19 protein-coding genes are annotated in these 23,241 nt (G+C 76.1%); 14 read left to right on the top strand and 5 right to left on the bottom strand.

Annotation, left to right across the window (positions count from 1 at the left end; translation table 11 throughout):
- The first annotated feature begins 48 nt into the window (after positions 1-48).
- The 9 genes from ACFY60_RS19670 to ACFY60_RS19630 all read left to right on the top strand — a co-directional run bounded on the left by ACFY60_RS19670 (position 49) and on the right by ACFY60_RS19630 (position 12,619).
- Entirely contained in the window at positions 49-975 is a 927-nt protein-coding gene (locus ACFY60_RS19670) for a hypothetical protein (protein ID WP_388612025.1), read from the top strand.
- A complete protein-coding gene (locus ACFY60_RS19665; RefSeq protein ID WP_388612024.1) occupies positions 972-2,456 on the top strand; it encodes a CocE/NonD family hydrolase in 1,485 nt (494 codons plus the stop codon). The genes ACFY60_RS19670 and ACFY60_RS19665 overlap by 4 nt, the downstream gene beginning before the upstream one ends.
- Positions 2,453-3,856 carry a YcaO-like family protein gene (locus tag ACFY60_RS19660; RefSeq protein WP_388612023.1) on the top strand — a complete coding sequence of 468 codons (1,404 nt, stop codon included), beginning with the start codon at positions 2,453-2,455 and terminating at the stop codon, positions 3,854-3,856. Before ACFY60_RS19665 ends, ACFY60_RS19660 begins: the two co-directional genes overlap by 4 nt.
- Positions 3,857-3,864: 8 nt before the next feature.
- Positions 3,865-5,070 (top strand): SagB/ThcOx family dehydrogenase, encoded by a 1,206-nt coding sequence (locus tag ACFY60_RS19655; protein ID WP_388612022.1) that lies wholly within the window; start codon positions 3,865-3,867, stop codon positions 5,068-5,070.
- Positions 5,067-6,806: an ABC transporter ATP-binding protein/permease gene (locus ACFY60_RS19650; RefSeq protein ID WP_388612021.1), complete on the top strand. Its 1,740-nt coding sequence runs from the start codon at positions 5,067-5,069 to the stop codon at positions 6,804-6,806. The genes ACFY60_RS19655 and ACFY60_RS19650 overlap by 4 nt, the downstream gene beginning before the upstream one ends.
- Positions 6,803-8,548 carry an ABC transporter ATP-binding protein gene (locus tag ACFY60_RS19645; protein WP_388612020.1) on the top strand — a complete coding sequence of 582 codons (1,746 nt, stop codon included), beginning with the start codon at positions 6,803-6,805 and terminating at the stop codon, positions 8,546-8,548. The genes ACFY60_RS19650 and ACFY60_RS19645 overlap by 4 nt, the downstream gene beginning before the upstream one ends.
- 115 nt (positions 8,549-8,663) lie before the next feature.
- The gene (locus ACFY60_RS19640; protein ID WP_309050806.1) at positions 8,664-9,149 is read left to right on the top strand and encodes a TrkA C-terminal domain-containing protein; all 486 of its coding nucleotides are present in this window, start codon (positions 8,664-8,666) and stop codon (positions 9,147-9,149) included.
- A gap of 537 nt (positions 9,150-9,686) precedes the next feature.
- The gene (locus tag ACFY60_RS19635; RefSeq protein ID WP_388612019.1) at positions 9,687-10,904 is read left to right on the top strand and encodes a cation:proton antiporter; all 1,218 of its coding nucleotides are present in this window, start codon (positions 9,687-9,689) and stop codon (positions 10,902-10,904) included.
- Positions 10,905-10,990: 86 nt separating this feature from the next.
- Entirely contained in the window at positions 10,991-12,619 is a 1,629-nt protein-coding gene (locus tag ACFY60_RS19630) for an adenosine deaminase (RefSeq protein ID WP_388612018.1), read from the top strand.
- A gap of 220 nt (positions 12,620-12,839) precedes the next feature.
- On the opposite strand, the gene ACFY60_RS19625 is transcribed toward ACFY60_RS19630, so the two are convergent.
- A complete protein-coding gene (locus ACFY60_RS19625) occupies positions 12,840-14,060 on the bottom strand; it encodes a cytochrome P450 (protein WP_388612017.1) in 1,221 nt (406 codons plus the stop codon).
- 331 nt (positions 14,061-14,391) lie between these two features.
- Between ACFY60_RS19625 and ACFY60_RS19620 the strand changes: the two genes are divergently transcribed.
- Positions 14,392-14,589, top strand: a complete 198-nt coding sequence (locus ACFY60_RS19620; protein ID WP_388612016.1) for a hypothetical protein — start codon at positions 14,392-14,394, stop codon at positions 14,587-14,589.
- 126 nt (positions 14,590-14,715) lie between these two features.
- Positions 14,716-15,225: a DUF5709 domain-containing protein gene (locus tag ACFY60_RS19615; RefSeq protein WP_388612015.1), complete on the top strand. Its 510-nt coding sequence runs from the start codon at positions 14,716-14,718 to the stop codon at positions 15,223-15,225.
- A gap of 38 nt (positions 15,226-15,263) precedes the next feature.
- On the opposite strand, the gene ACFY60_RS19610 is transcribed toward ACFY60_RS19615, so the two are convergent.
- Entirely contained in the window at positions 15,264-16,298 is a 1,035-nt protein-coding gene (locus tag ACFY60_RS19610; protein ID WP_388612014.1) for a DNA topoisomerase IB, read from the bottom strand.
- Positions 16,299-16,492: 194 nt separating this feature from the next.
- Here ACFY60_RS19610 and ACFY60_RS19605 point away from each other — a divergent pair, with 194 nt between their 5' ends.
- Entirely contained in the window at positions 16,493-16,966 is a 474-nt protein-coding gene (locus ACFY60_RS19605) for a hemerythrin domain-containing protein (protein WP_388612013.1), read from the top strand.
- Positions 16,967-17,229: 263 nt separating this feature from the next.
- Here ACFY60_RS19605 and ACFY60_RS19600 read toward each other — a convergent pair whose 3' ends face one another.
- A complete protein-coding gene (locus ACFY60_RS19600; RefSeq protein ID WP_388612012.1) occupies positions 17,230-17,646 on the bottom strand; it encodes an STAS domain-containing protein in 417 nt (138 codons plus the stop codon).
- Between the two features lie 132 nt (positions 17,647-17,778).
- The gene (locus ACFY60_RS19595; protein WP_388612011.1) at positions 17,779-18,180 is read right to left on the bottom strand and encodes an ATP-binding protein; all 402 of its coding nucleotides are present in this window, start codon (positions 18,178-18,180) and stop codon (positions 17,779-17,781) included.
- 277 nt (positions 18,181-18,457) lie between these two features.
- On the opposite strand from ACFY60_RS19595, the gene ACFY60_RS19590 reads away from it, so the two are divergent.
- Positions 18,458-19,825: a family 2 encapsulin nanocompartment cargo protein terpene cyclase gene (locus tag ACFY60_RS19590; protein ID WP_388612010.1), complete on the top strand. Its 1,368-nt coding sequence runs from the start codon at positions 18,458-18,460 to the stop codon at positions 19,823-19,825.
- Positions 19,826-19,841: 16 nt separating this feature from the next.
- The gene (locus ACFY60_RS19585) at positions 19,842-20,735 is read left to right on the top strand and encodes a geranyl diphosphate 2-C-methyltransferase (RefSeq protein WP_388612009.1); all 894 of its coding nucleotides are present in this window, start codon (positions 19,842-19,844) and stop codon (positions 20,733-20,735) included.
- 77 nt (positions 20,736-20,812) lie between these two features.
- Here the strand turns inward: ACFY60_RS19585 and ACFY60_RS19580 are convergent, their stop codons facing one another.
- Complete coding sequence (locus ACFY60_RS19580) at positions 20,813-23,209, bottom strand: ATP-binding cassette domain-containing protein (RefSeq protein ID WP_388612008.1); 2,397 nt, start codon at positions 23,207-23,209, stop codon at positions 20,813-20,815.
- Positions 23,210-23,241 lie beyond the last annotated feature (32 nt).

The following is a 23,241-nucleotide window of genomic DNA, read 5'->3' as shown; positions in this document are numbered from 1 at the left end:
AGGGCGGGCCCGCCTCCCTTTCCCCTCCCGACCCGTAGGAGAACCGACGTGGCCCGCAGTCAGCTCGCACCGGGAGTCGAGGTCGTCGCCGTCGGCGGGGACGGCCTGGCCGTCCGCACCGCCGACGGTGAGTTCCTCCGGGTCCGCACGGGCGACGTGTACGGCGACGCGCTGTGCGCCCGCCTGGCCGGGACGGTCCCGGCCACCGCCCCGCCGGGCGACACCACCGGGACCGGCACCGGTGAGGACGCCGACGCCGGCCCGCGTACCGGATCCGCCCCCGAACTCGACCGGCTCGTCGCCGCGTTCGACGCCGCCGGCTACCTCACCGCCCCCGAGCACCCCGACGGCACGAACCCGGGGCGCACCGAGCCGCACGCCCCCACCCCCTGGCCCGCCGACCGCCGCACCGTCCTCCTCCTCGGGGACCCCGTGCTCACCGGCCCGCTCGCCCGCCTGCTGCGCGCCTCGGGGGCCGAACCCCGCCCCGGTACGCCCGGGGAACCGCTCCCCGCGGACACCGCCGCCGTCGTGTGGTGCCTCGACGGACCCGTTCCCGACGGCCTGTGGGACGAGGCCGACCGGCTGCCCGCACGGCGGATCGCCTGGCTGCGCAGCCACCGCGAGGGCTGGCAGGCGTACGTGGAGCCGGTCGCCGCCCTCCCCGGCGACGTCACCTCCGCCCACGTCCGCGCCCGCCGCCTCGCCGCCACCCCCGCCCACCGCGAACTGGCCGCCTACTGGAGCGGCCCCCGGACGAGCGGCGCGCCCGTACGGCTCACCGCCCCGGCCGCCGCCCTGCTCGCCGCGCTCCTCGCCGACGACCTCACCCGCTGGGCCACCGGCGCCCCGGACACCGGCACCCTGCCCGCCCGGCGCCGCCTGCGCCGCGTCGACCTGCGCACCCTGACCGTCACCGAACACCCGGTCCTGCCCGTCCCCGACGTCGCACGGCCGCCGGCCGCCGCCCGGTGAGCGCGTTCACCACGGCCGTGGAAGGCCTGGCCACCGACGTCCGGCTGCCGGAGGGCCCCGGCCCGTTCCCGGCCGTCCTGCTGCGCACCCCGTACGACCGCCGGGCGCACCGCGCCGAACTGCGCGGCTGGGCCCGCCGGGGGTTCGCCGCCGTGGCGCAGGACGTCCGCGGCCGGCACGCCTCGCCGGGGGAGTGGCGGCCCTACACGGACGAGGCGTCCGACGGGGCGGTCACCGCCCGCTGGATCCGCGGCCGTCCGTGGAGCGACGGGCGCCTCGTCGCCGCCGGCGCCTCCTACGCCGCCCACTGCGCCCTCACCCTCGCCCTGGACGCGCCCGAGGACGCGCGCCCCGACGCCGTCATCGCCGCCGTGCCCGCCCTCGGCCCCGCCGACACCGCCCGCGAACCCTCGGGCGCCGAACGGCTCCTGGCGCGTGCCGGATGGTGGGCCGCGCACGGCGACCGGCCCGACTCCGACGGCGCCGCCCTCGACAAGGCCCTCGCGGCCGACCCGGCGGCCCTCGCCCACCTGCCGCTCCTCGACCTTCCGCACCGCCTCGGCAGACACCTGCCGTCCTGGCCGCGCGTGTGGGACCACCACGACCGGGGGGCCCTGCCGGCGCGGGCCGGCACGGCCCGCCTCCCGCTCCTGGCCGTCGGCGGGCACCACGACCACTTCGCCGCCGACACCTTCGCCCTCTGGCAGGGCTGGGGCGGCCCGTCGGCGCGGCTGCTCATGGGCCCGTGGGGGCACGGCCTGGTCACCGCCCCGGGTCCCGGCGCCCACCCGGCCCACCGCCTGCGCCTCGGCGACCTCTACGCCCACTGGGCCCACCGCGCCCTCGCCGGCCGGATCACACCCGGACGGTCCGGCGCGCTCGCCCTCGCCGGCAGCCCCCTGTGGGTGCCGGCGGACGCCGAGGGCACGCCGTACGCACCCCGCCTGGCCCCCCTGCACGGAACGCGCTTCACCGCCGACCCCCGGCACCCGGTGTCCTCCGCCGACCTGACCGTGCCCACGGGCCGCCCGGTGGCCGACCGCTGCGTCCTCGCCACCGCACCGCTGCCGCGCCCACTCGACCTCCTGGGCCCCGCGACGCTGCGGCTGCGCGCCCGCGCCGGCACCCCGTCCGCCGACTGGTTCGCACGCCTCGTCGCCCTCACCCCCGAGGGGCCCGCCGAGCGGCTCGCCCTGGGAGTCGTCCGGCGGACCGGACGGCCCGACGCGTACGAGGAGTTCACGGTGGACCTGGGACGGATCGCCCGGCGGCTGCGGGCCGGCACCCGGCTCCGCGTGGAGATCGCCGGACACCACTTCCCCGCCCACGCCCGCAATCCGCACACCGGCGAGGACCCGGTCACGGCCACCCGGCTCGCCCCCTCCCCGCGCGAGGTCGACCCGGCCCGCGCCGCACTCCGGCTGAGCGTGCTCCGCAGCCGCCCCGTCCCCGCCGACCCCGCCGAGGAGATACCGCGATGACGCCCCCGCCCCCGCCCGCACCCCGGCCGCTGCCGCTGGACGCCCTGGTCGACCCCGTCTGCGGCATCGTCCGCAAGGTCAAGCCCGTCGACCACCCGGCCGGCGCCCCGCCCCGCTACACCGCGATGACCGCGGAGGTGGCCGACGCCCGCAGGCTCGGCCTCTGGCCCGCCGACCGGGTCTCCCTCGGCACCTCCTTCGGCGACCCCGACACCGCCCGGATCGCCGCCATAGCCGAGGGCGTCGAACGCTACTGCGGCAACCGCGTCCCGCCACCCGGCCACCCCGACGCCCCGCTGCGCGCCACCGCCGCCGACCTGGCCGCCCGGGGCCTGCGGCTCTACGGGCCCGGTGACCTCCCCGCGTACGCCGACTGGCAGTACGCCCGCCCCGGCTTCCCCTACCGGCCCCTCACCGGCGACACCCCCGCCCTGTGGGCACGCGGCACCGAACGGCTGCCCGGCGGCGAAACCACCGAGGTGTGGGCGCCCGTCGCCCTCACCCACCTCAACTGGCGGCAGGGCGATCTGCGTGCGCTGCCCCGCACCCACCACCTCAACTACGCGGGCATCGCCACCGGCCAGGGCCTCGACGACGCCGTCGAACGCGCCCTGCTCGAAATCGCCGAGCGTGACGCCCTCGAACTGTGGTGGCACCTCGACGGCCCCACCCGCGGCATCGACCCCGCCACCGTGCCCGGCCTCGCCGACGACCTCGCCGGCAGCGGACTGCGGGTGTGGATCACCGAGATGCCCTCCGAGTTCGCCCCCTGCATGGCCGCCCTCGTCCACGACCCGCGGCTCGACCTCTACGCCGCCGGGTTCGCCTGCAAGTACGACCCCGCCGACGCCGCCCGCAAGGCCGTCCTCGAAGCCGTGCACACCTGGGTCTTCACGCAGGGCCTCACCGACCCCGACGGCTGGGTCTTCCAGGCCGTCGACGCCGGACTGCTCGCCAAGGGCCTCTACCTCGACCACCGCGAGGACCGGCGCTACCTCGACTCCTGCGGCGACCACTTCGCGCGCGTACGGGACCTCGGCGCGCACGTCCAGGTCTGGCTCGACCCGCGCATGGCCGCCGAAGCCCGGCGCTTCACCGCGCCCGCGCTCGGTCTCGTCCCCCTCTCCGCCGTCGCCCCCGGCAGCAGGCGGGCCATGGACGAGGCCCTGGAACACGGTGGCCACCGCGTCATGACCTTCGATCTGACGACCGAGGACATCGGCGAGACGGCGCTCCGCGTCGCCCGGGTCCTGGTCTCCGGGCTCCTCCCGAACGCCCCCGCCGCGTTCGGCTACTTCGGCTGTCCGCGGCTCGCGGAGACCGCCGTGGCCCGGGGCTGGCGCACCACCGCGCCCCGCGCGCCGGAGGACTTCACCCTCGCCCCTCCGCCCCACATGTGAGCCGCGCCGTGGATCTCGTCACCGCCCTCGCCCGGGCCCGCGGCGCCGAGGCACCCGGGCCCGACACCTCCGCCGGGCCGCCGGTCCCCGCCTGGCCCGGACCCGGCCTCGCCCTTCCCCCGGCCGGGCCCGGCCGGCTCGACCTGGACCGGCTGCTCCGCCTCTCCCTGGCCGCGGCCGACGCCACGGGCCGGTTCCGGCCGGCTCCGTCCGCCGGCGCCCTGCACCCGGTGGACGCGGTCCTGGCCGTCGGCGAGGGCGGCTCGCTGCCGCCGGGACGGTACGGCTACGACCCGCTGACCCACCGCGCCCACCCGCTGACCCACCGGCCGGCCCCCGCCCCGCCCGGAGCGCCCCGGGCCGGGTCCCGGACCGCACCCCCGCACCCGGGTACGGCACCGCACGCCGGCCCCCTCGCCGTACCGCCCGGCGTGACCGTCGAACTCGCCGTCACCCCCCGGCGCACCGAGGCCCACTACGGCCACCGCGCCGCGCCCCTGCTGCTGCTCGACACCGGGCACGCCGCCGCCGCGCTGTGTCTCGCCGCGCTCGCGCTCGGCGCCGTACCGCCGCGTCCCCGCCTCGACGGCGCGGAGGAGACCCCGCAGGCCACCGTTCACGTCCCCCCGCCGTCGACCCCCGCCACCACCGACCCCGCACCGCCCACCCCCGCCGAACTCCTCGCCCGCCGCAGCGCCCCGCCGCCGCTGACCGGCACGCCGGACCCGGGCGCCCTGCGCGCCGTCCTCGCCACGGCACGCGCGGCGGGCGCCGGGCACCTGCGCTGGTGCGTCGCGGTCGGCGGCCCCGAACCGGCACTCCTCGAGAGCGCGCCCGACGGCACCCTGCGCCGGCTCGCCGCCAGCGACGCCCGGCCCGCCCTCGCCGTCTGGGCGGCCGGGCAGGGCTGGCTCGCCGGCGCCGGCGCCGTCCTGCTCGCCCACGGCTGCCCGTCCGGCGCCGACGCGCCCCGCATCCGCCGCGACCACCTCCACGCCGGGTACGCCGTGGGCCGCGCCCAGCTCACCGCCGCCCGGCACGGCCTCGCCTGCCGGCCCGTCGGCTCCTGGCAGGGCGCCGACCTCGGCGCGGCCCTCGGCGGCGCACCCGAACAGAACTGGATCGTCCACGGCCTCGCCCTCTCCCTCACCCCCGCCGGCGGGCGGGGGCGCGGGGCCGGGCCGTCGGGCCGAGCCGAGAAGAGGACCCCGTGATCATCCACCCGGAGCTGCGCCGCGCCGCACGCCACGCGCGCCGCACGCTGCTCGCCGCCACCCTCCTCCAAGGGGCCGTCACCCTCGGTTGGCTCGCCCAGGCCGTCCTGCTCGCCCAGGCACTCGCCGCCGTCGCCCTCGGCCGCACCGAGTCCCTCCCCGCGCTGCTCGCGGCGGTCCTCGGCGTGGTGGCCGTCCGCGCCGCACTCGGCTGCGCCCAGCGCCGTACCGCCGCGCGTGCCGGCGCCCGCGTCCGGGTCCGGCTGCGCGACGAACTCCTCGCCCACCTCGGCCGGCTCGGGCCCGCGCATCTGACGACCGCCAGGACGGGAGCCGTCCGCACCACCCTCGTCGACGGCGTGGAGGGCGTCGACGCCTACGTCTCCCGCTACCTGCCGCAGCTGCTCGTCACCCTCGTCGCGCCCGTCCCGCTCCTGGTCCTCGTCGCCGCCGTCGAACCGCTCGCGCTCCTCGGACTCGTCCCGGCCCTGCTCCTCGCCCTCGCCGGCCCCCGCGCCTGGGACCGGCTCCTCGCCCGGCGCGGCAAGGAGCACTGGGACACGTACGAAGGGCTGGGGGCCGACTACCTCGAAGCCCTCCAGGGCATGCCCGCCCTGCGCGCCGCCGGCGCCGTCGGCCGCACCCGGCGGCGTCTGGAGGAGCGTTCCGCCGAACTGCACCGGGCGACCGTCGCCCAGCTCCGGGTCTCCCTGGTCGACACCGGCATCACCGACCTGGCCGTCCAGGGCGGCACGGCCGCCGCCGCGCTGCTCGCCTGCTGGTCCGCCGCCACGGGTGGCACCGCCCCCACCGGCACCTACCTGGTGCTGCTGCTCGCCGGCGAGTGCTTCCGGCCCGTCCGCGACCTGGCCCGCGAATGGCACGCCGGCTACCTCGGGGCGTCCGCCGCCGACGGCCTCGCCGCCCTGCGCACCGCCGAACCGGCCGTCCCGGACACGGGAAGCGTCCCGGCCCGCCGGCACCGGGCACCCCGGATCGACTTCCAGGACGTCACCTTCACCCATCCCGGCGCCGGGGCGCCCACCCTGCGCGGCGTCACCTTCACCGCCGAAGCCGGCCGGACCACCGCGCTCGTCGGCCCCTCCGGCGCGGGCAAGTCCACCCTGCTCGGCCTGCTCCTGCGGCACCACGACCCCGAAAGCGGCCGGGTCGCCGTCGACGGCCGCCCCACCACCGCGTACACCCTGGACTCCCTGCGCCGGGGCATCGCCGTCGTCTCCCAGGAGACCTACCTCTTCCACGCCTCCATCGCGGACAACCTGCGGCTGGCCCGGCCCGGCGCCACCGACGCCGACCTGGAACGCGCCACCCGCGCCGCCGGCGTCCACGACGAGATCGCCGCCCTCCCCGACGGCTACGCCACCGTCCTCGGCGAACGCGGCGCCACGCTCTCCGGCGGCCAGCGGCAGCGCCTCGCCCTCGCCCGCGCGCTGCTCGCCGACGCCTCCGTCCTCGTCCTGGACGAGGCCACCAGCGCCGTCGACGAACGCCGCGAGGCCGCGATCGTCCGGGACCTGACGGCCGCCGCGCGCGGCCGGACCGTCCTCGTCGTCGCCCACCGGCTCGCCGCCGTGCGGCACGCCGACCGCATCGTCGTCCTCGACGGCGGCCGCGTGGACGCCGTCGGCGACCACGCCACCCTCGTCGCCGCCGGGGGACTCTACGCCGAGCTCGCCGCGGCGGGCCGCACCCACGACGAAGGACTCGCCGCATGAGCACCGCCCCTGACCTGCCCCACGGCCGGGGCGCGCTGCGTGCCCTCCTGCCGGCGCTCGCCGGACACCGGGCCATGATCGCGCGCACCTGCGCCGCCGCCGTCGCCGAACAGGCCTCCCTGGTCACCCTCGTCACCCTGGCCGCGTACACCGTCGGCAGCGCGATCGGCACCGGCCGCGCCCCCTCGGCCGCCACCGTCACCGCGCTCGCCGCCCTGGTCGTCCTGCGCGCCCTGACGACCTGGCGGGAGATGGACCTCTCGCACGACCTGGCCTACCGGGTCCTCGCCGAGCTGCGGGTACGGATCTTCGACGGCCTCGCCCGCAGCGCCCCCGCCCGGGTGGCGGGCCGGCGCAGCGGTGACCTGGCCGCGACGGCGATGGCCGACGTGGAGTCCCTGGAGTTCTTCTACGCGCACACCACCGCCCAACTCCTCGCCTCGGGCACCGTCCTCACCGGTGGCGCGGTGGTGCTGGCAAGGACGGAACCCTGGCTCCTCGCCGCCCTCCTCCCGGCCGCGCTGCTCCTCGTCCTGGCCCCCTTCGCCGACGCCCGAGCCCGTACGGTCCGCGGCGGCCGGACCCGGCGGGCCGCCGCCGAACTGTCCGCCGACACCGTGGAGACCGTCGACGGCCTGCGCGAACTGCTGGCCTTCGGCGGGCTGGCCGCCCGCCGCGAACGGCTGGCGGCGCGCGGCCGGAGCCTCGGGGACGCCCAGCGCGCCGAGGTCACCCGCGAGGCCGTGTCCGCCGCCGTACGGGATCTGCTCATCGTTCTGGCCGTCCTCGGCGTCGTGGCCGCCGCGGCCCGTGCCGTGAGCGCCGGACGGCTCGACGGCGCCTGGGCACCCGCGGCGATGGCCCTGGCCCTGGCCGTGCTCGGCCCGGTCGCCGAGTCCGCCCGCTCGCTCAGCCAGGCCATGGGGCTGCGCGCCGCCGCCTCCCGGGTCGACGCGGCGGTCACGGCCCCGGCCCTCGCCCCCGAACCCGCCGCCCCGCGCCCGCTGCCGCCCGGCCCACTCGGGCTGCGGCTGGAGAGGGTGAGCTTCGGCTACGGGGGCCGGCCGGTGCTCCGGGACCTCGACCTCACCGTGCCCGCCGGCCGGACGCTCGCGCTCGTCGGCGCCTCAGGGGAGGGCAAGTCCACCTGCGCCCACCTGCTGGCCCGCTTCTGGGATCCGCTCGCGGGCGCGGTCCGGCTGGTGCCCGGCACGGGCGAGCCCGTCGACCTGCGCGAACTGGCCGACACCGAGCTCCGGAGCGCGATCGCCGTCGTCGGCCAGGACACCCCCCTCTTCCGGGGCACCCTGGCCGAGAACCTCCGCCTGGCCGCGCCCGACGCCGGTGACGACCGGCTGGCCGAGGTGGCGGAGCTGTGCGGCGTCGACCGCGTCGCCGCCCTCGGCACCCTGATCGAGGAGCGCGGCGCCACGCTCTCCGGCGGCCAGCGCGCCCGCATCGCCCTCGCCCGCGCGCTGCTCTCCGACCCCCGGGTCCTCGTCCTCGACGAGACCACCGCCCACCTGGACAACGGCGGCGACGCCGAGCTCGCCGCCGCGCTGGCCCGCACGCGTGCGGGGCGGACCACGCTGGTCATCGCCCACCGGCCCGCCACCATCCGCCGGGCCGACCGGATCGCCGTGCTCCAGGGCGGCCGGATCGTGGAGGAGGGCACCTGGGAGGAGCTCACCGCCCGGCCCGGCGGCGCCCTGACCCGGGTCCTCGCCCTCGCTCCCCGCTGAGACCTCCCCTCCCGGTCCCGGCCCGCGTCCTCGCGAGCGGGTCGGGCTTGCCCGTCCGGTGCGCGAGGGATCACGATCGACGGCGTCCGTCCGACCGCACAGTCCGGGAGTCCCCATGCCGGTTCCGCACACGAGCAGCACGCCCCTCCCCGGGATAGGGGTGCGCTACGACCTCACCACCCGCGAGCACCGCCGCCTGTCGGTCATCGCCCACCGCGACGGCAGCCGCACGCTCAACGCCTACCGCAGGGACGATCCCGACGAGTGCGCCCTGTCGGCCCGGCTGACGGCGGGGGAGGCGGAAGCGCTGATCGGCGCGCTGATGCCGGCCCACCACAGCTCCAGCCTCCTGTCCACCACCGACCTCGGGCTCGTCGCCGACCGGATCGAACTCTCCGCCCACGCCCACTGGAACGGGCGGACGCTCGGAGACACCCGGTTGCGCTCGGAGACCGGTGCGTCCGTGGTCGCCGTGCTGCGCCGGGCCGAGGCGATCCCCTCCCCGGCACCGGACTTCCGGCTCGTGGGCGGGGACACGCTCCTCGTGATCGGCACCCGCGAGGGCGTCGAGGCCGCCGCCGTGATCCTGGGCCGGGAGTGACCCCTTCCTCCCGGGACGACCGCTCACTCCCCGCACGCGGAAAATGTCCTACGGTAAGATTCTTTACCGGGCGCTTACGCTCGACCGGGCGGAGACGCGCTCATCTTTCCTGGAAGTGGAGCGAGCGGCCGTCCGGCCGCCGCCGGTGAACGGGTTCGGGGGTGCGCCGCGGTGCGAGACACACACATTCCCCGCGCGTCCGCCCCCACGGCGCCCCGAAGGCGCCGCCGCCGTCCCGCCCGGGCCGTACGCATCGACGACACGGCCCGCGACGGCGTACCCGATACCGGGCGCGCCACCGCCCGCTCCTGACGCCCCGCCGGCCTCGCCCCGCCGGACCCTCCCCGGGCGGGAGCGCCGGCGTACGCCACGCGCCCCGGCCCCGCCGTACCCCACGGCCGCCGCCCGCCCGCGCCACCCGCTCGCCCGCCGTGCCCCCCCCGTACCGTCCCACCCGCGCAGCTCAGGGGACCCGGGCCCGCCCGCGTCCCGAAGGCACTGACGCCGTCACCGCACCCGACCGGAGGTCCGACGCCCGTGCACCACACGACCGCCCTGCTCATCGAACTCGGAGCCATCATCCTCGCCCTGGGCCTGCTCGGGCGCCTGGCCGGCCGGGTGGGCTTCTCACCGATACCCCTCTACCTGCTCGCCGGGCTCGCCTTCGGCCACGGCGGCATCCTCCCCCTCCAGGCCAGCGAGGAGTTCGTCGCCACCGGCGCCGAGATCGGCGTGATCCTGCTGCTGCTCCTGCTCGGCCTGGAGTACAGCGCCTCCGAACTCGTCACCAACCTGCGGACCCAGTACCCCTCCGGCGCCGTCGACCTGGTCCTCAACGCCGTGCCCGGCGCCGCCGCCGCGCTCCTCCTCGGCTGGGGCCCCGTCGCCGCCGTCGCCCTCGCCGGCGTCACCTGGATCTCCTCCTCCGGGGTCATCGCCAAGGTCCTCGGTGACCTCGGCCGCCTCGGCAACCGGGAAACACCCGTCATCCTCGGCGTCCTCGTCATCGAGGACCTGGCGATGGCGCTCTACCTCCCGATCCTGACCGCCCTGCTGGCCGGGGTGAGCCTCGCCGGCGGCGCGGTCACCCTGCTCATCTCCCTCGGCACCGTCGGCGCCGTCCTCTACGTCGCCCTGCGCCACGGCCGCCTCATCAGCCGGGCCGTCTCCTCCGACAACGCCGAGATGCTCCTCCTCGTCGTCCTCGGTCTCACCCTGCTCGTCGCCGGCATCGCCCAGCAGCTCCAGGTCTCCGCCGCCGTCGGCGCCTTCCTCGTCGGCATCGCCGTCTCCGGGGAGGTCGCCGAAGGCGCCAGCACGCTCCTCACCCCGCTCCGCGACCTGTTCGCGGCCGTCTTCTTCGTCTTCTTCGGGCTCTCCACCGACCCCGCCGACATCCCGCCGGTCCTCGTCCCCGCCCTGATCCTCGCCGTGGCCACCGCCCTCACCAAGGTGGCCACCGGCTGGTACGCGGCACGGCGCGCCGGCATCGGCGGCGCCGGCCGCTGGCGGGCGGGCGGCACGCTCGTCGCACGCGGCGAGTTCTCCATCGTCATCGCCGGCCTGGCGGTGGGCGTCGAACCCCGCATCGGCCCGCTGGCCACCGCCTACGTCCTGATCCTCGTGCTCCTCGGGCCGCTCACCGCCCGCTTCACCGAGCCGCTCGCCCGGCGGTTCCCGCGCCGCCGCGAGCCCGCCGCCCCGGCGCCGGCGCAGGCCGAACGTACGGCCGACACCGTCGCGGTCGACGCCTGAGCATGTGAACGACCCGTGCCCCGGTCGGGTGGCCTTCGCCGCGAGTTCCGCGTCGGGCCCGGCCGGGACGGTCACCGTACGTGATCATGTCGCCCGTGATCTCGACACCCACCGGAACCGGAGGCCGTACCCGCCTCCGTACCCGCCGACTCCTGCCCGCCGCGCTCGGCGCGCTGAGCCTCGTCCCCCTGCTCGCCGCGACCCCCTCCGCGGCCTCCCCCTCGGAGAAGCGCCCCGCGGCCGCGTCCGGCGCGCGGACCCCGGCGGAGGCGGCGACCGCCGCCTACCTGGACGCCGTCCGCGCCGACCCCCGCCTCGCCCGCCGCTTCTTCGAACGCCTCCCCAAGGGCGGCGACCTGCACAACCACCTCGCCGGGGCGGTGTCCACGGAGTACCTGATCCGGCTCGCCGCCGAGGACGGACTGTGCGTCGACACCCGCACGATGACCGCCGTCGCCGCCCCGTGCGGCGCCGGCACCCGCCCGGCCGCCGACGCGCTGACCGACCGGGCCTTCCACGACGCGATCGTGCGCGCCTGGTCCATGCAGGACTTCCCGCCCGGCGGCAACGGCCACGACCACTTCTTCGACGCCTTCGGCAAGTTCGGCGAGGTGACCTGGCGTCACCGGGGCAAGCTCCTCGCCGAGGTCGCCGACGACGTCGTCCGGCAGAACCAGTTCTACCTGGAGACCATGGTCACCCCCGCCTCGGAGGGCGCCAAGAGGCTGGCGGCGGAGGTCGGCTGGACCGACGACCTCACCGCCCTCCACAAGAGGCTCACCGCCGGCGGGCGCCTCGACCGGCTCGTCCAGGAGGCGCGCGCGGAGGCCGACCAGGGCGACGCCGAGTTCCGCCGGGCCGCCGCCTGCGGCACCGAGCGGGCCCGGCCCGGCTGCGCGCTGCCCGTCCGCTGGATCTCCCAGGTCTCGCGGGGCACCGCCCCCGAGCGGGTCTTCACCCAGATCGCCCTGGGCATGCGCCTCGCCGAACGCGACGGCCGCTTCGTCGCCGTCAACCTCGTCCAGCCCGAGGACGGCGCCGTCGCGCTCCGCGACTACCGCCTCCACATGCGCATGATCGCCCACCTCCGGAAGACCTACCCGAAGGCCCACGTCACCCTGCACGCCGGCGAGTTGTGGCCCGGCCTGGTCAAGCCCGCCGACCTCACCTTCCACATCGCCGAAGCCGTCGGCGTCGCGGGCGCCGAACGCGTCGGCCACGGCGTCGACCTCGTCCACGAGGACGACTGGCACCGCACCGCCCGCGCCATGGCGGACCGCCAGGTCGCCGTCGAGGTCCCCTTCACCAGCAACGCCCAGATCCTCGGCGTCAAGGGCGACGACCACCCCTTCGAGACCTACCGCGCCCACGGCGTGCCGGTCGTCCTGGCCACCGACGACCCCGGCGTCAGCCGCGTCGACATCACCCACGAGTACCAGTACGCCGCCCGGACCTACGGCCTGTCCTACCCCGAGCTCAAGGACCTGGCCCGGGCCTCCCTCCAGTACGCCTTCCTGCCCGGCCGGAGCCTGTGGCGCGGCAACCCCACCCGCGACGGCTACCGTCTCACCGCCGCCTGCCGCGCCGCCCGCCCCGGCGCCGCCGAGCCCGACGGGGCCTGCCGCGAACTGCTGACCACGAGCCCCCGCGCCGCCGCCCAGTGGCGTCAGGAGAGCGCCTTCCAGCGCTTCGAAAGCACCTTCGCCGGCCGCTGACCGGATGCCCGTGCCCGCCGCACCCGCCGGGGCGCGGCGGGCACCGGCATGTGCCGTGAGGCAGCACGCCGCCGCCCCGGGCAGCCGCGCACCGACCCGGGGACGAGGCGTCCGCCCCCTTCGGACGCGATCACAGGGACGGAGACGACCGGAAGGGCGAAGGTCCGGGAACCGCTGCGGCAGACGCCGACCGCTCCGGCGCAGCCGGTCGGGTTCCGGCTCAGGTCCCGACCACCAGCCGGACACCGCTGCGGGGCCGGGTCGGGATCCGGTGCAGCGGTATCCGCAGATCCTGGTCCGGGACGGCGAAGTCCAGCCGGGCCAGCTCCCGCGCCAGCACCGACAGGACCGCGACCGTGATGTCCTCACCCGGGCAGCGGTGCCCCTCACGCGGCCCCCCGCCCTGCGGAATCAGGTCGTCGCGGTGCGGCTCGGCCCGCAGGAACCGCTCCGGGTCGAAACGGTACGGCTCCTCCCACAGCTCCGGGTCGTGGTTCTGCCCGAACACGTCCAGGAGCAGCATCGTGCCGCGCGGCAGACGCTCGCCGTCCAGGACCAGACCGTCGGGCGCGAGAGCGCCCAGGAAGGGCACGAACGGGTAGAACCGCCGGACCTCGTGCGCGAACGAGACGGCGTACGCGCCCCGGTCGTCCTCCTCCGCGAGCCGCCGCCGCACGGCCGGGCGCCGGCTCATCGCGTGCGCGGCGAAGGCCGTGAACCAGGCGATCGCGACCGTGGGCCGCACGATGTTCAGGAGCTCCACCGCGGCCGTGTGCGGGTCCAGGAGCGTGCCGTCCGCCTCCCGGTGGCTCAGCACCGCCCCGAAGGGGGTGTCCGCGGCGGCGCCGGACTCCCGTGCCTGAACGACCACTCGGGACAGCAGCTCCTCCTGGCGGGCCCGCGCCCGCCGGGCCCGCAGATGCCGGGGCCCGGGCGTGGCGAAGCCGTCGACCATGGCCACGCAGTCCCTGGCCAGCCGGTCGGTGGCCGCCCGGTCGCCGCCGGGCAGCCCGGCCCAGTCGCTCACCGCGCGTGCCAGGACGAGGGCGGCCTCGTCGAAGAGGCGGACCTCCTGGCCGCGCCGGCCGCCGACGACCGCCCGGAACTCCTCCCGCACCCGCCCGGCGAGCGCGCCGACGGCGGCGGGGTCCGTGAGCCGCGCCAGGAACAGTGCCTTGCGGGCCCGGTGGTCCGTGCCGTCCAGGGTGTGCACGGCTCCCCGCCCGAAGAGGGTGTCCAGGACCGGGCCGGGCAGCGCGCCGTGCCGCCGCGCGTGGTGCTCGTCGTAGAAAGAGGCCACCGCCCCGGGCCCGTGCAGCACCCGCACCGGCCGCCCCATGAGACGGGTGCGCAGCGGCCCGTCGCCGGGATGGTCGCGGCGCAGCCCGGGGAGCCAGGCGTAGCCCTTGAGGAGCAGGGCGAGGGTCTTGTCGGCGGTCACGGTGCCTCCCGTTCCGGCGGAGCGCCGGCCGGCGCTCCGCCGCGTGTGGTCGCGTGCGTACGGCCCCGCCGCCGTCCCGTACGGCCACGGCTCCGAGAGCCGTGCGGACACGGCGACGGGCCCGGTCCACCCCCGGAGGGCGGGGCCCGGAGGGGTGGCTTCCGGGGGCGACTGCCCGGGGACGGCACGATCAACCACCACGGCCGCCGGGCGGGGGCACCGGGCCCGCGCCTGCTGCCGACCTGGGGGAATCCCCGGCGGAAATGTCTGTCCCGCCGCCGAGGGGGTAGTCGCGCAGGCGTGAGGAAGCGACGGCGGGAGGAGGCCCCCGATGCGCGACAGCGCGGAACGGAAGGCACCCGACCGGGCGCGCGGCGACCGTCCCCGGCTCACGGACGAGGAGTTCCGGACGCTGCTGGAGGAGGCCCGCGCGGAGGTACGGCGGCGCTCGTTCGCCGCGCCGCCCCCGGAGGAGCCCGTACCCGCCCCGGGCACGGGGCACGTGGAACCCGGCGCGGCCGCCCACTGATCGCCCGCTCGGGTCGAGGAGTGGCACGACCCGAGCCGCCGGTCGACCCGCCGCCCTACGGTGAGCCAGGGGAACGGCTGTCCCGCGCATCGGCAGGGGAACGCCGCACGGGAGAGGAGAGCCGACATGACCGAGGACTCCTCGGCCGCGGAGGAGGCCCGCGGGGACGACGTCCACCAGCCGGAAGGCTCGGACGGCCCCCACCGGCCCAGCGGCCCGCTCGCCTCCGAGAACGAGCTCGGCACCGGCCCCACGGAGTCCCTGGAGGGCCGGGGCTGGTCGCCGCCCGAGCGGCCGCGCGCCGTCACCGCGTACGGGACCACCCCGCGGGAGCAGCGCGAGGGCGCTCCGCTCGACGACCGGCTCGCCGAGGAGCAGCCCGACGTCCGGCCCGGTGACGGTGACGAGCTGGGCGACCTGCCCGACGGTGAGGGGGATCCCCTCGACCAGGAGGCCGGCGCCACCCGCGCCGGGCGTCCGGCCGCACCCGACTCCGCCGTCCCGGGCGGCGTGACCGCCAAGGACGTCGGCCCGGACGACGGCATCGCGACCGCCGAGGAGGCGGCCGTGCACCGCGACACGGGCGTCGACGGCGCGTCGTACGGATCCCCGGACGACGACCTCCCCGAGACCTGAGCACGGGCGGGCCCCGCCCGCCTCCGGGGGGGGCGGGGTCAGCCGCGCGAGGACGGGCCGTTTCCGTCCAGCAGGTCGAGGACGGCCCGTTCGATCGCGCCCTGCGTGGCGGGCTGCCCGAACACCCCGTGCTCGCCGAGCCGTTCGAGCACCGGGGCGATGGTCACCCCCTCCGCGTACCGCTCCAGCACCGCCGGCGCGATGTACGAGGCCCGGCAGACCGCGGGGGTGTTGCCCAGGTACGAGGCGACCTCCCGGACGGCCCGCACCACCGCACGGCGGCGCGCCGTCACCGACTCGCGGCCGGCCCGCTCGGACACGGCGAGCGCCACCGCCGCCAGCACCGTGGCGTGCCAGGTGCGGAAGTCCTTCGCGCTCAGCTCCACCCCCGCCTTCTCCCGCAGATAGCCGTTGAGCTCGCCGGCCCGCACCTCGTGCCAGGCCCGCCCCTCCCAGTACGCGAACACCTGGTCCCCGCCGCCCCGGCGGCGCAGCAGGGAGCGCACCACCCGGCAGACGTCCTCGTCCACCACGGAGGCGGTGATGTAGTTCCCGGACTTCCCCGGGTAGGCGAAGGCGATCTCGTCCCGGGAGCAGCGGACGTGTTCGCGCAGGAGCGTCGTCAGCCCGTAGGACTCGTTGTCCCGCCGGTAGCGGTCGCCGCCCACCCGGAAGAACCCCAGGTCCAGGAGGCGGGCCGCGCAGGCGAGCACCCGCTCGCGGCAGAGGCCCCGGCGGGCGAGGTCCTCCTCCACCGCGCGCCGCAGCCGGGGGAGGGCGGCCGCCGCCTCCCGTACGTGGGCGTGCTTGGCGCGCTCCTGCCGGGCCCGGAACTCCGGGTGGTAGAGGTACTGGCGGCGGCCCGCCGCGTCGGTGCCGATGGCCTGCAGGTGTCCGTTCGGCCAGGGGCAGATCCACACGTCCCGCCAGGCGGGCGGGATGGCGAGAGCCCGCACCCGCTCCTTCCCGGCGGGCCCCAGCGGCCGGCCGGTCTCGTCCAGCAGCCGGAAGCCCCGGCCGTGGCGCACGCGCCGCCAGCCGGGACGCTCGGGATCGCTCGTCCGCAGTCGCACGTCCCACGGTTGCCCCCGCCACCCCTCGCGTACTCCTCGGTGCCGCCAGGCCCACCCTCACCGCCCGGCCCGCCCGCGCCCGGCGTCTCACCCGGACGGCGGCGCGGGCCGGTTCACCTCGGCGCGGCGGGGCATGCGTGGGAACGGAAGGGCCCGGCCGCGCGCCGGGCACGGTTCGGACAGGAAGGACGCCCATGGACGGCATCGTGCTGCTCCGCGAGGACCACAAGACGGTGGAGAAGCTGTTCAAGGAGTTCGAGCGGGCAGGCGAGGACGCGCACCGCCGGAAGCGGGAGATCGCCGACGAGGTCATCAAGGAGCTCACCGCCCACGCCTGGATCGAGGAGCGGATCTTCTACCCGGCGGCCCGGGAGGCGGCGCCCGACACCAAGGACCACGTCCTGGAGAGCGTCGAGGAGCACCACGCCGTGCTGTGGATGCTGTCCGAACTCGTGGACTTCGACCCCGAGGACGAGCGCTTCGACGCCAAGATGTCCGTGCTGATGGAGAACGTCCGCCACCACGTCGAGGAGGAGGAGAAGGAGTGGTTCCCGGACGTCCGCAAGGCCCTGGGCCGCAACCGGCTCCAGGAACTCGGCGAGGAGATGGAGCGGGAGCGGAAGAACGCCCCGGCCAACCCGCTGGACGTGCCCAGCGCCGACGCGTGACCGCGCGGGGCCGCCGGGACCGGGAGTGAGGCCGGGGGCGGCCCTCGCGGGGAGGGCCCGCCACCCGGGGCGCCGCCGCCCGGAGGGGGGGAGACCGGGCGGCGGCTGGGGGGTGTACACCCGGCCCCGCGCCTACCCTGCCGCGCCGCGTTCACGCGTCGGAATCGAGGCGGATCCAAGGAGTGTTCCCGGGCCGCACGTGAACCGGCCGCGCCGCCGCCGGGCGCCGGCCCGTCACGACAGGCGGGCGTGGGCCCGGTCCGTCACGACAGGCCGGCGTCGGCCCGGTCCGTCGCGAAGTGGAAGAGGCGGTGGGTGCCGGTGATCTCGAAGAGCCGGCCCAGCTGGCTCGGCAGCGGACCGACCAGCACCAGACGGGCATGGCCGCCGTGCGCGGTGAGGAGCTCGTAGAGGAAGGACGAGTCCCCGAAGGTCACGCGGGAGACGTCGAGGAACGTGCACACGGTCGCGTCCCGCCCCGCGTCCGCCAGGGCCCGGCGGAGGCAGCCGACGCACTCGCCGTCGAACTCGCCGCTCGCCGTCAGCAGCACGGTGCCGGGCGACGCGGGCTCCTCCCACCCGATCCGGGCCTGCCCCCTCGGCGCCAGGTAGAGGCGCCGGCCGGAGGCGAGGAAGGTGTGCGGGACGACACCGTGACCGGAACGGTCGTTCGTCACCACGGGGATGCGCCTCGATCCTGGGGGCGGGGGAAGCGCGGGACGACCGCGCTCACGTCCCTCCAGTGTGCTCCCCCGGGGCCGGGGGCGCAGAGGGGAACCCGGAGGGCCGTCCCAGGACCGCTCGCGCGCGGCTCAGGCGGTACAGATGTGCGCGTGCACGGTCTTGCCGTCGCCGTCGACGGGGCGGACCGACAGGTCGTCCGCCAGGCGGCTCACGAGCAGCCATCCGTAGCCGCCGAGGGCGCCCGACGGATCGGGAGCCCGGGGCCGCGGCGGCTCGGGGCTGTGGTCGGTGACGTCGATGTCGATGCCGTCGTGCCGCACGGCGAGGTCCAGCGAGCAGGGGCCGCGGGTGTGCCGGACGGCGTTCGTCACGAGCTCGCACGTCACGAGCAGCGCGTCCTCCTCGTCGCGACGGCGGACCGTCAGACCGGCGAGCAGTGCCTCGTCGATGATGCCCCGGACCTCTTGCCGGGCCTGGGCGGCGGCCCCCGAGCCCCGCAGCTCGCGGTGCCGGCGGAGGAAGGGCGTCACGTGTCTCACTCCCTCGGTGAGCAGGGCGTTCTCTGAACCGTACGTCTGCCCGCCACTCGCCGACAGATTCGTGAACTACGGGGAGAAACAGTGAAAAACCCTCGTATGGCGCGAAACCGCCGATACGCGCACCGGTTTGCCGGACGGGGCACCCGGAGCGGAACGGGATTCCCGCCGAGCGGGCCGGGCGCCGTGGCCGAGGGGCCGTACCAGGCGGCCGAAAGCTGTCGGTCGCCGAAGTAAACCTCTCGCGACACAAGATCGCTGCATCGAGGTAATGCGTCCGTGCTCACGGCGTACGAGAGGTCTACGGAGCGTTACTGTTCCCCCGGATCCGGTCGGATTGCCGGAGATTCACCCCCTTCTTTCCCTTTCGCTCGTCCGGCGTGCCCGTGTGCCGGACGCCGCCCCGCGAAGCAAGGAGCCACGGATGCCCGAAGCCGGGCCCTCCCCCCTGCGACCGAGCCCGCCCCCGGCCGGTACGACGCGAGCCGTCACCCCGTCCGTCCTGGACCGGATCCTGCGCGGCCCCAGCGGCCTCGGCACGGCGGGCCTCCAGCTGGGCCTCGGCGGCGGGCCCCCGGCCTCCTCCGCCCCCACGGCCACCGCGTCCGCCCCCACGGCCACCGCCCAGGCGCCCGAGCGCCCGGCCGCGCCGGAGGCCGAGGGCAGAGCCGTCCCCGGCCTCTACCACCACCCGATCGCGGAGCCCGACCCCGCCCGGGTGGCGGAGGTCAGCCGCCGCATCAAGGCCTGGGCCGAGGACGAGGTCCAGCTCTATCCGGAGGAGTGGGAGGGCGAGTTCGACGGCTTCTCCGTCGGCCGCTACATGGTCGCCTGCCACCCCGACGCCCCCACCGTCGACCACGTCATGCTCGCCACCCGCCTGATGGTCGCCGAGAACGCCGTCGACGACTGCTACTGCGAGGACCACGGCGGCTCACCCATCGGCCTCGGCGGACGCCTCCTCCTCGCCCACACCGCCCTGGACCCCCTCCACACCACGGACGAGTACGCCCCCGGCTGGCTGGAGTCCCTCGGCTCCGACGCCCCGCGCCGCGCCTACCGCTCCGCCATGGACCACTTCGTCCGGCAGGCGACCCCCTCCCAGGCCGACCGCTACCGGCACGACATGGCCCGGCTCCACCTCGGCTACCTGGCCGAGGCCGCCTGGGCCCAGACGGACCACGTGCCCGAGGTCTGGGAGTACCTGGCGATGCGGCAGTTCAACAACTTCCGCCCCTGCCCGACCATCACCGACACCGTCGGCGGCTACGAACTCCCCGCCGACCTGCACGCCCAGCCGGCCGTGCAGCGCGTCATCGCCCTCGCCGGCAACGCGACCACCATCGTCAACGACCTGTACTCCTACACCAAGGAGCTCGCCGGCCCCGGCCGGCACCTGAACCTGCCCGTGGTGATCGCCGAACGCGAGGAACTCTCCGAGCGCGACGCGTACCTGAAGGCGGTCGAGGTCCACAACGACCTCATGCACGCCTTCGAGACCGCCGCCGCCGACGTGGCCGCGGCCTTCCCCGTACCGAACGTGGTGCGGTTCCTGCGCGGCGTGGCCGCCTGGGTCGACGGCAACCACTACTGGCACCGCACCAACACCTACCGCTACAGCCTGCCCGACTTCTGGTAAAGAACGGATCCATCCAGTGACCACTGACCTCACCGGCACCGCCGCCGTCACCGACGCCGCCCCGGCGGTCATCCCCGCCCCGGCCACGCCCTACCAGAGCGACATCGCCCGCTACTGGAACAACGAGGCGCGCCCCGTCAACCTGCGCCTCGGCGACGTCGACGGCCTCTACCACCACCACTACGGCATCGGCGACGTCGACCACGCCGCCCTCGGCGACCCGGCGGACGCCGGCTACGAGGCGAAGCTGATCGCCGAACTGCACCGTCTGGAGTCGGCCCAGGCCGAGGTCCTGCTCGACCACCTCGGCCCCATCGGCCGCGAGGACACCCTCGTGGACGCCGGCTGCGGACGCGGCGGCTCGATGGTCATGGCCCACCAGCGCTTCGGCTGCTCGGTCGAGGGCCTCACCCTCTCCTCCACCCAGGCCGACTTCGCCAACAAGCGCGCCGCCGAACTCGGCATCGCCGAGCGCGTCCGCGCCCGGGTCTGCAACATGCTCGCCATGCCGTTCGAGACCGGGCGGGCCGCCGGTTCGTGGAACAACGAGTCGAGCATGTACGTCGACCTCCACGACCTCTTCGCCGAGCACTCCCGCGTCCTCGCCGTCGGCGGCCGCTACGTCACCATCACCGGCTGCTGGAACCCGCGCTACGGCCAGCCCTCGAAGTGGGTCTCCCAGATCAACGCCCACTTCGAGTGCAACATCCACTCCCGCCGCGAGTACCTGCGCGCCATGGCCGACAACCGGCTCGTGCCGCAGGCCGTGATCGACCTGACCCCGCAGACCCTTCCGTACTGGGAGCTGCGGGCCACCTCCAGCCTGGTCACCGGCATCGAGGAGGCGTTCATCAACTCCTACAAGGACGGCTCCTTCCAGTACGTCCTGATCGCCGCCGACCGGGTCTGACGCCCGGCCCGCCGTCCGGCACGCACGGGCGCCGGGACCGTCCGCCGACGGTCCCGGCCCCCATCGCCCCACAGCTGTCAGGCGCCCACGTACTGCGCCAGGTGCTCCCCGGTCAACGTGGAGCGGGCCGCCACCAGCTCCGCGGGCGTGCCCTCGAAGACGATCCGGCCGCCGTCGTGCCCCGCCCCGGGACCCAGGTCCACGATCCAGTCGGCGTGCGCCATCACCGCCGGGTGGTGCTCGATGACGACGACCGACTTCCCCGAGTCCACCAGCCGGTCGAGCAGCCCGAGGAGCTGCTCCACGTCCGCCAGGTGAAGGCCCGTGGTCGGCTCGTCCAGGACGTACACCCCGCCCTTGTCCGCCATGTGCGTGGCGAGCTTGAGCCGCTGCCGCTCACCCCCGGACAGGGTCGTCAGCGGCTGACCGAGGGTCAGATAGCCGAGGCCCACGTCGGAGAGCCGCTCCAGGATCCGGTGCGCGGCCGGGGTGCGCGCCTCACCGGCGGCGAAGAACGCCTCCGCCTCGTCCACCGGCATGGCGAGCACCTCACTGATGTCCCTGCCGCCGAGGCGGTACTCCAGGACCGAGGCCTGGAACCGCTTCCCCTCGCACTCCTCACAGGTCGTCGCGACCCCCGCCATCATCGCCAGGTCCGTGAAGACCACCCCGGCACCGTTGCAGGTCGGGCAGGCACCCTCCGAATTCGCGCTGAACAGCGCCGGCTTGACCCCGTTGGCCTTGGCGAACGCCTTGCGGATCGGGTCGAGCAGCCCCGTGTACGTCGCCGGGTTGCTGCGCCGTGACCCGCGGATCGGGGCCTGGTCGACCGCGACGACCCCCGCCCCGGGCGGAATCGACCCGTGCAGGAGCGAGCTCTTGCCCGACCCCGCGACCCCCGTGACCACGCACAGCACCCCGAGCGGGATGTCGACGTCCACGTCCCGCAGGTTGTGGGCGTTCGCGCCCCGGATCTCCAGCGCGCCGGCGGGCGTGCGCACCGACTCCTTGAGGGAGGCCCGGTCGTCCAGGTGGCGGCCCGTCACCGTGTCCGAGGCCCGCAGCCCCTCCACGGAACCCTCGAAACAGACGCTCCCGCCCGCCGTGCCGGCCCCGGGACCGAGGTCGACCACATGGTCGGCGACGGCGATGGTCTGCGGCTTGTGCTCCACCACCAGGACCGTGTTGCCCTTGTCCCGCAGCCGGAGCAGCAGGGTGTTCATCCGCTGGATGTCGTGCGGGTGCAGGCCCGTGGTCGGCTCGTCGAAGACGTACGTCGTGTCGGTGAGGGAGGAGCCGAGGTGGCGGATCATCTTGACGCGCTGCGCCTCACCGCCCGAGAGGGTGCCCGCCGGGCGGTCCAGCGACAGGTACCCGAGGCCGATCTCCTCGAACGAGTCGAGCGTCCGCCGCAGGGTGCCGAGCAGCGGAGCCACCGACGGCTCGTCCAGCCCGCGCACCCAGGCCGCCAGGTCGGTGATCTGCATCGCACAGGCGTCGGCGATGCTGATCCCCTTGATCTTCGAGGCCCGCGCCCCTTCGCTCAGCCGGGTGCCGTCGCAGTCGGGACACGTCGTGAAGGTCACCGCCCGCTCCACGAACTCCCGGATGTGCGGCTGCATGCCCTCCTTGTCCTTGGAGAGCATCGACTTCTGGATCCGGGGGACCAGCCCCTCGTACGTCATGTTGATCCCCGCGATCTTCATCCGCGTCGGCTCGCGGTACAGGAAGTCGTGGAGCTCCCGCTCGGTGAACTCGCGGACCGGCTTGTCCGCGGGGAAGAAGCCGGACTCGCTGTAGAGCCGGGCGCTCCAGCCGCCGCCCTTGAAGCCCGGCACGGTGATCGCGCCCTCGTCGAGGGTCCTGGACGCGTCGTAGAGCTGCGCCGGGTCGAGTTCCGAGACCGTGCCCCGTCCCTCGCAGCGCGGGCACATGCCGCCGGTGCGCGAGAAGGTGGCCTTCTCCGCCTTCGTGGTGCTGCCGCGCTCCACCGTGATGGCGCCGCTCGCCCGCACCGAGGGCACGTTGAAGGCGTACGCGCTCGGCGGTCCGATGTGCGGGTCGCCGAGCCGGCTGAAGAGGATCCGCAGCATCGCGTTGGCGTCGGTGGCCGTGCCCACCGTGGAGCGCGGGTCGGCGCCCATCCGCTGCTGGTCCACGATGATGGCGGTCGTCAGCCCTTCGAGGACGTCGACCTCAGGACGGCCCGGCGTCGGCATGAACCCCTGCACGAAGGCGCTGTACGTCTCGTTGATCAGCCGCTGCGACTCCGCGGCGATGGTGTCGAACACCAGGGAGCTCTTGCCCGAGCCGGACACCCCGGTGAACACCGTCAGGCGCCGCTTGGGGATCTCGATGCTGACGTCCTTCAGGTTGTTCTCGCGCGCCCCGTGCACGCGGATCAGATCGTGGCTGTCCGCGACGTGCGGCGTGGCCGGCGCCGTACCGGCTTCCGTCCCCTTGGCCTTGCTCATCGTGTCTCCCCTGTGCCGGGCGGGCCGCTCGC

Source organism: Streptomyces sp. NPDC012827 (assembly GCF_042900905.1).
Taxonomy (GTDB): Bacteria; Actinomycetota; Actinomycetes; order Streptomycetales; family Streptomycetaceae; genus Streptomyces; species Streptomyces gulbargensis.
The sequence above is the reverse complement of the archived record's forward strand: the minus strand, read 5'-3'. Positions and strand labels throughout refer to the sequence as shown.

What these genes read in the sequence shown, in the direction of transcription:
- ACFY60_RS19645 (WP_388612020.1), top strand. Translation starts at nt 6,803, where the DNA reads ATGAGCACCGCCCCTGACCTGCCCCACGGCCGGGGCGCGCTGCGTGCC.
- ACFY60_RS19620 (WP_388612016.1), top strand. Translation starts at nt 14,392, where the DNA reads ATGCGCGACAGCGCGGAACGGAAGGCACCCGACCGGGCGCGCGGCGAC.
- ACFY60_RS19590 (WP_388612010.1), top strand. Translation starts at nt 18,458, where the DNA reads ATGCGTCCGTGCTCACGGCGTACGAGAGGTCTACGGAGCGTTACTGTT.
- ACFY60_RS19640 (WP_309050806.1), top strand. Translation starts at nt 8,664, where the DNA reads ATGCCGGTTCCGCACACGAGCAGCACGCCCCTCCCCGGGATAGGGGTG.
- ACFY60_RS19660 (WP_388612023.1), top strand. Translation starts at nt 2,453, where the DNA reads ATGACGCCCCCGCCCCCGCCCGCACCCCGGCCGCTGCCGCTGGACGCC.
- ACFY60_RS19605 (WP_388612013.1), top strand. Translation starts at nt 16,493, where the DNA reads ATGGACGGCATCGTGCTGCTCCGCGAGGACCACAAGACGGTGGAGAAG.
- ACFY60_RS19580 (WP_388612008.1), bottom strand. Translation starts at nt 23,209, where the DNA reads ATGAGCAAGGCCAAGGGGACGGAAGCCGGTACGGCGCCGGCCACGCCG.
- ACFY60_RS19630 (WP_388612018.1), top strand. Translation starts at nt 10,991, where the DNA reads ATGTCGCCCGTGATCTCGACACCCACCGGAACCGGAGGCCGTACCCGC.
- ACFY60_RS19615 (WP_388612015.1), top strand. Translation starts at nt 14,716, where the DNA reads ATGACCGAGGACTCCTCGGCCGCGGAGGAGGCCCGCGGGGACGACGTC.